Source organism: Pseudomonas sp. GD04158, from assembly GCF_029834875.1.
In the GTDB taxonomy this organism is placed as follows: Bacteria; Pseudomonadota; Gammaproteobacteria; order Pseudomonadales; family Pseudomonadaceae; genus Aquipseudomonas; species Aquipseudomonas hydrolytica.
The window spans coordinates 1-11,320 of sequence record NZ_JAODYT010000100.1 but is presented as its reverse complement, the minus strand read 5'-3'; the positions used below and the strand labels follow the sequence as shown (position 1 = coordinate 11,320).

Genomic DNA, 11,320 nt, shown 5'->3' with positions numbered 1-11,320 from the left:
ATGACACTGCCGCTCGCGGCGGAGGGCACCGGCCAGCTGCCGTCGCCGCTTGCCCTGACTGACGAGGCGCCCGAGGTGCTGGAGCGCCTGCCGGGCACCGTGGAAAGCGACAAACCCGCAGCCGGCGGCGCACCCGCCACCCAGGCCGGCGCGCAGCCCCTGACGGCCGAGCGCAGCCTCAAGCTGCCGGTAGCGCAGGCACAGTGGGGCGAGCAAATGCTGCACAGCCTGCGCGAGCAGGTCGAGCTGCAGATCAACCAGCGTATCCAGAACGCCACCATCCGCCTCGATCCGCCGGAGCTGGGCAGTCTGGAAATTTTCCTCAGCCATGAGTCCGGCCGTCTCAACGTGCAGCTTTCTGCGGCCAATGGCGAGGTGGCCAGGCTGCTGCAGCAGACCAGCGAGCGTCTGCGTCAGGAGCTGGTCGGGCAGAACTTCGTGCAGGTCAACGTGCAGGTCTCCGCCGATGCTCAGGGCGGTCGTCAGCAGCAACAGGCGCAAGCGCAGCGCTGGCTCGTCGAGGATGAGGTGGCCGCTGCCGTCGCGCTACCCGCCAGCGGCGAGCGCAATGGCGCGCAATCGACCAGCGATGTGCTGGTCACCGTTTAATTTCCCGTTAGTGAATCGAGAGTAGTCATGACAATGCCGCGCGTCCTCCTGCTGCTGGTTATCTTCAACACCCTGGTGGTGGTTGGCGGCACCATCTTCAACTACGCCACGCTCAAGTCCATGCAAACCGGCCAGGCGGTGCTCGGCATTTCCATCGGCAGCGCCGGCAGCGAAGCCGAGGAAGCCAAGAGCGAATACCGCTTCTTCCCCATCGAGAAGGTCATCGTCAGCCTGCAGGGCGAGAGCCGCGAGCACTATTTCGTGCTGGACCTGGTGCTGCAGGCCGACCTGGAGACCGACCCGAAGAAGCTCGAACAGATCGACCCGATGGTGCGCAACTCGGTGGTGGCACACCTGTCCGCGATGAGCTTCGAGAAGCTGCGCGGCATGCCCATCCCCGAGTTGCAGAGTGCCCTGGAGCGGGCACTGTTCGATGACTTCGCCAGCAAGAAACTGGCGATGCCGTTCGCCAACGTGCTGGTCAGCAAGCTGATCGTCCAGTAAAGAGCAGAGCCTAGCCATGAACGCCACCTGCGCCATCGACTACCGCTACGCCGCCGAACAGGGCGGAGCCGCGCTGTTCGCCCCCGGGGCCGAGCAGAAGTGGCTGCTGCAATACCTGCCGCTGGTCAAGCGCATCGTCAGCCAGCTGGCGTTGCAGGCCAACCAGGTGCTCGATCGCGAGGACATGGAGCAGATCGGCCTGATGGGTCTGCTCGAATGCCTGCGTCGCTACGGCACGCCGGACGAACAGTTCGGTCGCTTCGCTGCGCTGCGCATCCGTGGCGCGATTCTCGACGAGTTGCGCCGCCAGGACTGGCGACCGCGCCAGGTGCGTCAGCAGACCCACAGGATTCGCGACGCCATCCGCCAGCTGGCCCGCCAGCTTGGTCGCGTGCCGCAGGAGGAGGAAATCCTCGCCGCCGCTGGCATCGACGCCAAGACCTATCAGGAGTTTCTCCAGGCCGACGCCTGCGAGGCCATCGAAAGCCTCGACGAGCTGCTGCAGAGCGGCCATGAGGGCTTCGTCTGCGGTGCCAGCGCATTGGAGGAGCGGGTGCTCAAGGAGCGCCTGCTGACCCAGGCGCTGAGCCAGCTCAGCGAGCGCGAGCGGCTGGTGCTGACCCTTTACTATCAACACGAGCTGAGCCTCAAGGAAATCGCCCTGGTGCTGGAGCTGAGCGACGCGCGCGTCTGTCAGCTGAGCAAGCAGGCGATCGCCAAGGCCAGCCGCTACCTGAACGAGAGAGGCTAGGGTGCAGAAGTTACTAGGTGCATTGATCATCGTCGGCTGCGTGCTGGGGGGCTACGTCATGGCCCACGGCGAGCTGGCCATGCTCTGGCAGCCGGCCGAGGTGGTGATCATCGTCGGCGCCGGTCTCGGCGCGCTGGTGGTGGGCAACCCCAAGGAAGTGCTGGTGGAGATGTGCCAGCAGATCAAGGGCGTATTCGTCTACAAGCGGCGTGGCGAGGAGTTCCAGCGCCAGTTGCTGATGCTGCTCTACGAGCTGCTGGAAATGGTCGAGGTCGGCGGCCTCAAGGTGCTCGACGCGCATATCGAGGAGCCGGAGCAGAGCGAGCTGTTCGCCAAGTACCCGCTGATCCGTCAGGAGAAGAACCTGATGGCCTTCATCGCCGACAACTTCCGGCTGATGGCCATGGGCAAGATCAGCGCTCACGAACTGGAAGGCTTTCTCGAGCAGGAGCTCGAAGCCATGGAGCACATCCTGCTGCAGCCGTCGCGCTCGCTGCACAAGATCGGTGAGGCCATGCCGGGCTTCGGCATCCTCGCGGCGATCATGGGCATCATCATCACCATGGGCAACATCGGCGGTTCGGTGGCCGAGATCGGCGCCCACGTGGCGGCCGCGCTGGTCGGCACCTTCCTCGGCATCTTCATGTGCTACTGCGTGATGGAGCCGCTGTCCAACGCCATGAGCCAGCGCATCAAGACCGAGCTGTCGGCGCTCGAATGCGTGCGCACCACCCTGGTCGCCCACGTTGCCGGCAAGCCCACGCTGCTGGCGGTGGATGCCGGGCGCAAGCTGATCGAGCAGGACGTCAAACCCGCATTCAAGCAGCTGGAGACCTGGGTCAACCGCTACGAGGATGAAAGGGACGCGGCATGAGAAAGCGTGGCGGCGAAGAACACGAGATCATCGTCAAGCGGCGCAGCAAGAAGGGCGGCCACGACGAGCATGGCGGTGCCTGGAAAGTGGCCTTCGCCGATTTCACCATGGCCATGATGGCGTTGTTCATGGTGCTGTGGATCATCCAGCCGCAGAACCAGCAGCAGAGCCGCGCCGATGCCGACCAGCTGACCAATCCCCTGGTCGAGGGCGGTGCCGGCATCTTCGACGGCAGCAGCCGCACGCCGCTGGATCTCGATGGCGTACCGGTGCAGGTCAGCCCGCGCAAGGACCGCGACAACCAGGCGCGTACGCCGCAGGAGGATCCCGGTGCCACCCTCGGCGAAGGCCAGCCGGGTGAGCCGCGCCGCCCTCACTACGCCGAACCGGGCCAGATGCAGGAACTCGCCGAGTTGCTGGAGCAGCTGGCGCTGCAGCTGGACGCCGAAGCCAATATCGAGGTGCAGGTGGTACCGCAGGGTCTGCGCATCCTGATCAAGGACGACGCCCAGCGCTTCATGTTCAGTCGTGGCAGCGCGCGTCTGGATCCGCACTTCGAGAAACTGCTGCAGCGCCTGGCCGGCATTCTGGCCAAGGTGGACAACCACCTGATCATCAGCGGGCACACCGATTCCACGCCCTATCGCGGTGTGGTTGGCGGCTACAACAACTGGAATCTGTCCGGCGACCGTGCCCTGCGCGCGCGCAACGTGCTGGTCGAGGCCGGCCTGCCCACCTCCGCCGTGCTCCAGGTGACCGCCCAGGCCGATGGCATGCCGCTGTTGCCGAGCGATCCGCAGAACGGCGCCAACCGCCGCATCGAACTGCTGCTGCTGACCAGCCAGGCCGAAGGCCTGTACCGCGAGCTGTTCGGCGATGCCCAGGTGCGGGTGGACTATCGCGAAGGCGGCGCGCAGTTCAACGCGCCGGGATCGTAGGGAAATTGGTGCGCACGGCGCGCCCTACGAGACGGCGGCCGTAGGGGGCGCCGTGCGCACCGGGCGTCCTCGGTCCGGAGCTCCCTACTGACGGATCCGCGTCGGGCAGTAGACCTGGCGGGTTTCCACGCCGTAGAGGCAATTGCGGAAGGTCACCAGGCGGATGGTCGAGCCCTTGTGTCGGCCGTACAGCAGATTGAACACCAGCTCGTCGTCGGCCTCGCTGGACAGGCCGGTCAGCTTGCCGTCCTCGACGCGCAGGCGGTAGTTGCCGAGGAAACCGTACTCCACCTCGCCCGAGGTCTCGAGGATGCTGTCGCCCTGACGGGTCATGGCGTAGAAGCGTCCGTCCTGCACCTGCAGATTGTGGCTCAGGTCGAGTACCTGGCCATTGCTCAGCTGCACCTGACCGGTGGAGTGGTAGCGGCCGTCGAGCTCGGCACTGGATTTGAAGTTCAGCCACAGGCTAAGAATGCCCAGCAGCAGACCCAGGCTGCTGGCCAGGGCCGCCAGCAGCCAGCGGCGGCTCAGGCCGCGTTGCGGATACTGGCTCATGGCAGGCACCGGTTCAGTTGATCGTCGGCGAGATGAGCCAGCTGGCTCTCATGGAACATCAGCGAACGGGCACCGCCGCCCGGCTGCATGCACAGCACTTCGAAGAAGCCGCCGCTGTTGCCGATGATCAGCTCGGCCGGTGCCGCGCTCAGCTCGGACAGGCGGCTGGCCAGCCCGTGGGTCTGCAGGATCAGTTGCTGCAGACGCTGCGCGTCCTGATCCACGTAGAGCAGACTGATCTGGCCCAGATTCAGCTCGCTGCTGTGCAGGCGGGCGGGCAGGCTGAACTGGTAGAGCGCGACGAACAGCCCCACGGCCATCAGGCCCAGCGCACTCAGCAGCACCAGCCAGGAGGTGCGACGGCGGCTGTGCCGATGCAGGAAGTTTGGCGGCGTGCCGGGGGCGTCGGCCTCCTGAACCGCGCCGATGTCGTCGATGCTCGGCGGATAGACCAGGTAGCTGGGGTTGAGCAGGTAGCCGCGGCGCGGCAGGGTCTGGATGATTTCGCGACTCTTTTCGTCACCCAGTATCTGGCGCAGGGTGTAGATCTGCTGGTTGAGGCTGCCCTGGCCCACCACCCGGTCGGCCCAGGCATGGCTCATCAGCTCCTCGCGCGCAACCACCTCGCCGGGTTCCCGGACCAGCCGCTCGAGCAGACGGCTGCCGGAGTAGCCGAGGTCGATCTTCTCCTCGATGCCACTGCGAACCAGGGTCAACTGGTACAGCGCTGGATAGAAGTGCGCGTAGCAGTCGTTGCGCCCGGTCTTGATGATCAGGCAGGCGATGCTGCTTTCCGGCTCGGCGGCCGTTGTTTCGGGGCTGGAGTTCATGCAGTCCTTGAGACGAGCGGCATTTGCCAGAGCAAATCCTGGGGCGATAAACGGTCGGCATTCTGGCGTCAGGAAATTGCAATTGGCAAGTCTTGTGCCAGCGGCGGCCTGGCCTGGACGGCGTCCGATTCACACTGGCGATGGCTAAATACTAGCCATTGTGTAGCGGAAAGCGATGGATTCGCCGCACCTTGGCCATCTTGCCGGCGCGAGATGACAGCCGATAGCAACGGCTGGCGGGGCGGGAAACGACGACGCCCCGCGGGTGCGGGGCGTCTGGAGGGGTGGCGCAGTCCGTTGCGCCCGGATGACGCGGGATCAGCCCAGCAGGGACATGACCATGCCCGGCATCTGGCCGGCTTGCTTGAGCATGGAGATGCCCGACTGCAGCAGCATGGAGTTCTTGCTCATGTTGGCGCTTTCCTTGGCGAAGTCGGCATCCATGATGCGACCCTTGGCCATGTCGGTGTTGTCCTTCATGTTGCTCAGGTTGTTGGCGGTGTGGTTCAGGCGGTTGATGTTGGCACCGAACTGGGCGCGCAGGGAGCCGATGGAGTCCAGGGCGTCGCTCAGGGTGTCGATCATGCCGTTGGCGGCAGTGGTGTCGGCGCCGGCGATCTCGGTGCCCGGAGTGGTGCTGTCCGGAGTGGCGAACTGGGCGGACAGGCCGTCCAGAGCGGTGGCCAGGTCACCCAGGGAGGTGCTCACGTCCAGGGTCAGGGTCTCGGCGGCGCTGGCGCCGATCTGGAAGTCCATGGCGGCGCCGAACTTGCCACCGGTACCGTCGGTGGCGGTGCCGTCACTGAACAGGCCTTCGCCGGCGTACTTGGTGTTCTTGACGATGTTGCCCAGCTCCTGACCCAGCTGGTCGTACTCGGCCTGCAGGGCGTCGCGGTCCTTCTCGCTGGCGGTGGCGTTGGCGGCCTGGGTGGCCAGGTCCTTCATGCGCTGGACGATGTCGGTCATCTCGGTCAGCGCGCCTTCGGCGGTCTGCAGCAGGGAGATGGAGTCGCTGGTGTTGCGGATGGCGACGTCCATACCACGCGACTGGGCGTTGAGGCGGGTGGCGATCTGCAGGCCGGCGGCGTCGTCGGCAGCGGAGTTGATGCGGAAACCGGTGCCCAGACGCTGCTGGTTGGTGCCCAGGGCGTTGTTGGTCTTGGACAGGTTGGTCTGGGTGATCAGCGAGGAGTAGTTGGTATGAATCGACAGAGCCATTTGAGTATTCCTTCGTGCGTGAGCGCTTGAGTGAAGCTGGCTGTGATTGCCTGCTGTAAGTGAAGGGCGACCGGCTTTTGGCGCTGCTTAAATGACGTTGGCGATTTTTTCTGCACCTGTGCGCCTGCCTCGCTGGTACGGGCTGTCCTGCGTAGGGTGCGCTGTGCGCACCGGCTGTTGTGTTGGCGACTCGTGGTGCGCGTGGCGCACCCTACGGGACGTCGCGCAAACAAAAACGGCGACCCTCGGGTCGCCGTTTATTCGAATACCAGGCCTGATCAGCCGATCTCGATCATCTCGAAATCCATCTTGCCGACGCCGCAATCGGGGCACAGCCAGTCTTCCGGCACGTCTTCCCAGCGGGTGCCGGGGGCGATGCCGTCATCCGGCCAACCCTGGCTCTCGTCGTAAATCAGTCCACAGACCACGCATTGCCACTTCTTCATATCGACCTCGGTGAAACTCACGGTGCCGGCACGCTACCGCAATTGCACGGATGCGCCAAGCTGGCGGACGGCAAACGCCGCCCGCCAGGGGCCAACCAAAGTCGGGTCGCGCGTCCCCTATCGGCTGGCCAGCAGCGGATCGCCGATCCCCATCACGTACATGGCGAACAGGGCGATGGCGCCGGCCATGGCCAGGTAGTAGAGCGTCGGCAGGATGGTCTTGCGCAGGGTGATGCCCTCGCGCCCGAGCAGACCGACGGTCGCCGAGGCCGCCACCACGTTGTGGATGGCGATCATGTTGCCCGCCGCCGCGCCGACCGACTGCAGCGCCACCATCATCGCCCCGGACACGCCAAGCAGCTGCGCCGCGTTGAACTGGAACTGCGACAGCATCAGGTTGGACACCGTGTTGGAGCCGGCGATGAAGGCGCCGAGGCCGCCCACGGCCGGGGCGAAGAACGGGTAGATGCCGCCGACGCTATCGGCCACCAGTTGCGCCATGGCCACCGGCATCGACACCAGTTCGGCGCCGTTGACCCCCGAGTTGATCAGGATGCGCACCATGGGAATGGTGAAGATCAGCACGAAGCCGGCGCCGAGCAGGGTCTTGCTCGACTCGCCCACTGCCGCCTTGAGCTCGGACAGACGCATGCGATGCAGGAAGAAGGTCACCAGCACCACCATGCACAGGATGCCCCCCGGCAGGTACAGCGGCTCGATGGTGCCGGACACGCCGGTCTCGCCGAGGATGTCCTTCCAGCCGAAGCTCAGGCTCATCAGCGCCGCTTTCACTTGCGGGAAGGTCCGCGAGATGACCAGAAACACCGCCAGCAGCAGGTAGGGCGCCCAGGCCATGGGCACCGAGATCGGCGTCTTGCCGGCGACCTCGTCCAGCTTCATCTCGATCTTGCCCATCCAGTCGGACGGCCAGTCCTTGGGATCGGCGAAGTCCCAGGTTTCCTTCGGCAGCAGGAAGCCGGCCTTGGCCGCCGGCACCACGATGGCCAGGCCGACCAGGGCGCCGATCATCGAGGGGAACTCCGGGCCGAGGAACACGCCGGCGGCCATGTACGGCAGGGAGAAGGCGAAGGCGGTGAAGATGGCGAAGGGCGCCACTGCCAGGCCTTCCTTCCAGCTCTGATTGCGGCCGAAGAAGCGCGTCATGATCATCACCATGATCAGCGGCATCAGCAGGCCGATCAGGCCGTGGGTGATGGCCACCCGCGAATAGATCAGGTGGAAGAAGGTTTCCCAGGTGCTGCCGGTGGCCACCAGTTGTTCGGTGATGCCGGTTCTGTCCAGGCCGGCGCCGACGCCCACCAGGATCGGCGTACCCACCGCCCCGAAGGACACCGGGGTGGACTGCACCATCATGCCCAGTACCACCGCGGCCAGGGCCGGGAAGCCCAGGGCTACCAGCAGCGGCGCGGCCACGGCGGCCGGGGTGCCGAAACCGGAGGCGCCCTCGATGAAGCAGCCGAACAGCCAGGCGACGATCAGCGCCTGCACGCGGCGATCAGGGCTGATGTTGGAGAAGCCCCGGCGAATCGCCGCGATGCCACCGGAATGCTTGAGGGTGTTGAGCAGCAGGATGGCGCCGAAGATGATCCACAGGATCGAGGCGGTGAGGATCAGCCCCTGCAGACTGGAGGCGATGACCCGGTTGAGGGACATGTCCCAGGCCAGCAGGCCGATCAGGGCGGTGAGGACGAACACCAGCGGCATCGCGTACTTGGCCGGCCAGCGAAAGCCGATCAGCAGTACCCCCGCCAGCACCAGCGGCACGAAGGCCAGGATGGACAGCAGCGTTTGACTCATGGGTTGGTTCCTTCTTTTTCTTGTGAACCACAGTTTTCCGGGGCTACCCGGCGCCACGCATCTGGAAGGGCCGGGCGCCACGGCACCGCCCCTCCCGCGAGCCGCGGCGGCAGGGATCGCCCACCACCGCGCTCATGCTCGAAAGCCCCGACGGCCGGAACCGTCAGGGCTTGCTACTGCTCCGTGGAGGCGTCAAGAGCCATCCACGGTTGTTAACCCCCTTGTGTAGGAGCCCCGCCCCGGGGCGAAGCTTTTCTCCACCTTCGCGGCGGGGCGCCGCTCCTACAGCTTCGCTGAGATGCTCAAACCTCCTCTTTGAAGCGCAGCCGCCAGGCATGCAGCAGCGGCTCGGTGTAACCGGACGGCTGCTCGCGACCCTTGAACACCAGGTCGCAGGCGGCGCGGAAGGCGTGGGATTGCTCGAAGTTCGGCGCCATCGGCCGGTAGGCCGGATCGCCGGCGTTCTGCCCGTCCACCACCTGCGCCATGCGCTGCAGCGTCCCGCGCACCTGGGCCTCGCTGACCACACCGTGGTGCAGCCAGTTGGCGATGTGCTGAGCCGAGATGCGCAGGGTGGCGCGGTCTTCCATCAGGCCGACGTTGTGAATGTCCGGCACCTTGGAGCAGCCGACGCCCTGCTCGACCCAGCGCACCACGTAACCGAGGATGCCCTGGCAGTTGTTGTCCAGCTCCTGCTGGATATCGCTGGCGCTCCACGGCCGTTCGGCGCTGACCGGTACGCTGAGCAGGTCACCCAGCAGGCTGTCGCGCTGGCTGGCCAGGTCGATCCGCTCCAGCTCGCCCTGCACCGCCTGCACATCCACCTGGTGGTAGTGCAGGGCATGCAGTACGGCGGCGGTGGGCGACGGCACCCAGGCGGTATTGGCGCCGGCTTTCGGATGGCCGACCTTCTGCTCGAGCATGGCCGCCATCAGATCCGGCATGGCCCACATGCCCTTGCCGATCTGCGCCTTGCCGCGCAGCCCGCAGGCCAGACCGACCAGCACGTTGTTGCGCTCGTAGGCGGCGATCCAGGCGCTGGATTTCATGTCGCCCTTGCGCAGCATGGCGCCGGCTTCCATGGCCGTGTGCATCTCGTCGCCGGTGCGGTCGAGAAAGCCGGTGTTGATAAAGGCCACCCGCGCGCTGGCGGCCTCGATGCAGGCCTTGAGGTTGACGCTGGTGCGCCGCTCCTCGTCCATGATGCCCATCTTCAGGGTATTGGCCGGCATGCCCAGCAGCTGTTCGACGCGACCGAACAGCTCGTTGGCGAAGGCCACTTCGAACGGCCCGTGCATCTTCGGTTTGACGATATAGACGCTGCCGGTGCGCGAGTTGCCGCGGCGCTTGAGGTCGTGCAGGGCGATCAGGCTGGTGACCACCGCATCCATAATGCCTTCCGGAATCTCGAAGCCTTCGCCATCGAGAATCGCCGGGTTGCTCATCAGGTGGCCGACGTTGCGCACGAACAGCAGCGAGCGGCCGTGCAGAGTCAGTTCGCTGCCGTCGGCGGCGGTGTAGACGCGATCGGCGTTGAGACGCCGGGTGATGCGCTTGCCGCCCTTGTCCAGCTCCTCGGCCAGGTCACCCTTCATCAGGCCCAGCCAGTTGCGGTAGACCAGCACCTTGTCGGCGGCATCGACGGCCGCCACCGAGTCTTCGCAGTCCATGATGGTGGACAGCGCCGCTTCCATCAGCAGGTCCTTCACGCCGGCGGCGTCGGTGCGGCCGATGGGGCTGGCCGGGTCGATCTGGATCTCGACGTGCAGGCCGTTGTTCTTCAGCAGCACGGCGCTGGGCGCGGCGGCCTCGCCCTGGAAACCGACGAACTTCTCCGGCTGCGCCAGGGAAGTCTGCGCGCCGCTGCTGAGGGTTACCTGCAGCTGGCCGGCGACCACGGCATAGGCGCTGGCGTCGGCGTGCGAGCCCTGGGCCAGCGGCGCGGCCTGGTCGAGAAAGGCGCGGGCGAAGGCGATCACCTTGGCGCCGCGCACTTCGTTGTAGCCCGGCCCCTTGCTGGCGCCACCCTCTTCGCTGATCGCATCGGTGCCGTACAGGGCGTCGTACAGCGAGCCCCAGCGCGCGTTGGCGGCGTTCAGTGCGTAACGTGCGTTCATCACCGGCACCACCAGTTGCGGGCCGGCCTGGCTGGCGATCTCGCTGTCGACATTGGCAGTGCTGACCTTGACCTTCTCCGGCTGCGGCAGCAGGTAGCCGATGGATTCGAGGAAGGCGCGGTAGGCGCTCATGTCGGTGATCGGGCCGGGATGGGCGCGATGCCAGGCATCGAGTTCGGCCTGCAGGCGTTCGCGCTCGGCCAGCAGGGCGCGATTGCGCGGCGCCAGGTCATGTACCAACGCATCGAAACCGCTCCAGAAGGCCGCCGCCTCGACGCCGCTGCCGGGCAGCACCTCGCTTTCGATGAACTGCTTGAGCTCGGCGGCTACCTGCAGGCGCTGACATTGCACGCGTTCGGTCATTTTGCTGTTCTCCTGTCTGCATCCGCTTGCCTGGGATGCCTATGAATGTCGTCTTGCCTCGATCAGTCCCCTCGCCCCTCTCCTGCAAGCGGGAGAGGGCGAAAACGCTGCGTGCTGCTTACAGCACTGCGATCCCCGCCCTGGCCACCTGCGCGTCCTGTTCGGCCTTGACCCCGGACACGCCCACCGCGCCGATCACCTGGCCGTCCACCAGCAGCGGCACGCCGCCCTCCAGCGAGGTCAGCAGCGGCGCGCTGACGAAGGCGGTGCGGCCGCCGTTGACCATGTCCTCGTAGC

The 11,320-nt window shown here is 65.9% G+C and carries 12 protein-coding genes; 5 read left to right on the top strand and 7 right to left on the bottom strand.

Annotated features, from left to right (window positions below):
- The 5 genes from N7333_RS22270 to N7333_RS22250 form a co-directional block, all read left to right on the top strand.
- Positions 1-609: flagellar hook-length control protein FliK (locus N7333_RS22270; RefSeq protein WP_279859396.1), on the top strand; the 609-nt coding region annotated here is incomplete at its 5' end.
- A gap of 27 nt (positions 610-636) precedes the next feature.
- Positions 637-1,113 (top strand): flagellar basal body-associated FliL family protein, encoded by a 477-nt coding sequence (locus tag N7333_RS22265; protein ID WP_129483272.1) that lies wholly within the window; start codon positions 637-639, stop codon positions 1,111-1,113.
- Between the two features lie 16 nt (positions 1,114-1,129).
- Complete coding sequence (locus N7333_RS22260) at positions 1,130-1,864, top strand: FliA/WhiG family RNA polymerase sigma factor (protein ID WP_129483273.1); 735 nt, start codon at positions 1,130-1,132, stop codon at positions 1,862-1,864.
- Between the two features lies 1 nt (position 1,865).
- Positions 1,866-2,738: a flagellar motor stator protein MotA gene (gene motA, locus N7333_RS22255; protein WP_011920500.1), complete on the top strand. Its 873-nt coding sequence runs from the start codon at positions 1,866-1,868 to the stop codon at positions 2,736-2,738.
- Positions 2,735-3,676 (top strand): flagellar motor protein MotB, encoded by a 942-nt coding sequence (locus N7333_RS22250; protein ID WP_011920501.1) that lies wholly within the window; start codon positions 2,735-2,737, stop codon positions 3,674-3,676. Before motA ends, N7333_RS22250 begins: the two co-directional genes overlap by 4 nt.
- 84 nt (positions 3,677-3,760) lie before the next feature.
- Here the strand turns inward: N7333_RS22250 and N7333_RS22245 are convergent, their stop codons facing one another.
- The 7 genes from N7333_RS22245 to N7333_RS22215 all read right to left on the bottom strand — a co-directional run.
- Entirely contained in the window at positions 3,761-4,231 is a 471-nt protein-coding gene (locus tag N7333_RS22245; protein ID WP_011920502.1) for a hypothetical protein, read from the bottom strand.
- Positions 4,228-5,061: a winged helix-turn-helix domain-containing protein gene (locus N7333_RS22240; RefSeq protein ID WP_011920503.1), complete on the bottom strand. Its 834-nt coding sequence runs from the start codon at positions 5,059-5,061 to the stop codon at positions 4,228-4,230. Before N7333_RS22240 ends, N7333_RS22245 begins: the two co-directional genes overlap by 4 nt.
- Before the next feature lie 318 nt (positions 5,062-5,379).
- Positions 5,380-6,279 (bottom strand): lateral flagellin LafA, encoded by a 900-nt coding sequence (lafA, locus tag N7333_RS22235; protein WP_129483274.1) that lies wholly within the window; start codon positions 6,277-6,279, stop codon positions 5,380-5,382.
- 278 nt (positions 6,280-6,557) lie between these two features.
- On the bottom strand, positions 6,558-6,725 hold the full coding sequence (locus tag N7333_RS22230) for a rubredoxin (RefSeq protein ID WP_003242223.1): 168 nt from the start codon (positions 6,723-6,725) through the stop codon (positions 6,558-6,560).
- A gap of 117 nt (positions 6,726-6,842) precedes the next feature.
- A complete protein-coding gene (locus N7333_RS22225) occupies positions 6,843-8,543 on the bottom strand; it encodes an L-lactate permease (protein ID WP_129483275.1) in 1,701 nt (566 codons plus the stop codon).
- Positions 8,544-8,845: 302 nt separating this feature from the next.
- Positions 8,846-11,023, bottom strand: a complete 2,178-nt coding sequence (locus N7333_RS22220; protein WP_129483276.1) for a malate synthase G — start codon at positions 11,021-11,023, stop codon at positions 8,846-8,848.
- Between the two features lie 118 nt (positions 11,024-11,141).
- A partial coding sequence (locus N7333_RS22215; RefSeq protein ID WP_279859397.1) for a heme-binding protein occupies positions 11,142-11,320 on the bottom strand: 179 nt, incomplete at its 5' end.

Coding starts and splice junctions, on each gene's coding strand:
- N7333_RS22265 (WP_129483272.1), top strand. CDS start 637: ATGACAATGCCGCGCGTCCTCCTGCTGCTGGTTATCTTCAACACCCTG.
- N7333_RS22260 (WP_129483273.1), top strand. CDS start 1,130: ATGAACGCCACCTGCGCCATCGACTACCGCTACGCCGCCGAACAGGGC.
- N7333_RS22250 (WP_011920501.1), top strand. CDS start 2,735: ATGAGAAAGCGTGGCGGCGAAGAACACGAGATCATCGTCAAGCGGCGC.
- N7333_RS22245 (WP_011920502.1), bottom strand. CDS start 4,231: ATGAGCCAGTATCCGCAACGCGGCCTGAGCCGCCGCTGGCTGCTGGCG.
- N7333_RS22240 (WP_011920503.1), bottom strand. CDS start 5,061: ATGAACTCCAGCCCCGAAACAACGGCCGCCGAGCCGGAAAGCAGCATC.
- lafA (WP_129483274.1), bottom strand. CDS start 6,279: ATGGCTCTGTCGATTCATACCAACTACTCCTCGCTGATCACCCAGACC.
- N7333_RS22230 (WP_003242223.1), bottom strand. CDS start 6,725: ATGAAGAAGTGGCAATGCGTGGTCTGTGGACTGATTTACGACGAGAGC.
- N7333_RS22225 (WP_129483275.1), bottom strand. CDS start 8,543: ATGAGTCAAACGCTGCTGTCCATCCTGGCCTTCGTGCCGCTGGTGCTG.
- N7333_RS22220 (WP_129483276.1), bottom strand. CDS start 11,023: ATGACCGAACGCGTGCAATGTCAGCGCCTGCAGGTAGCCGCCGAGCTC.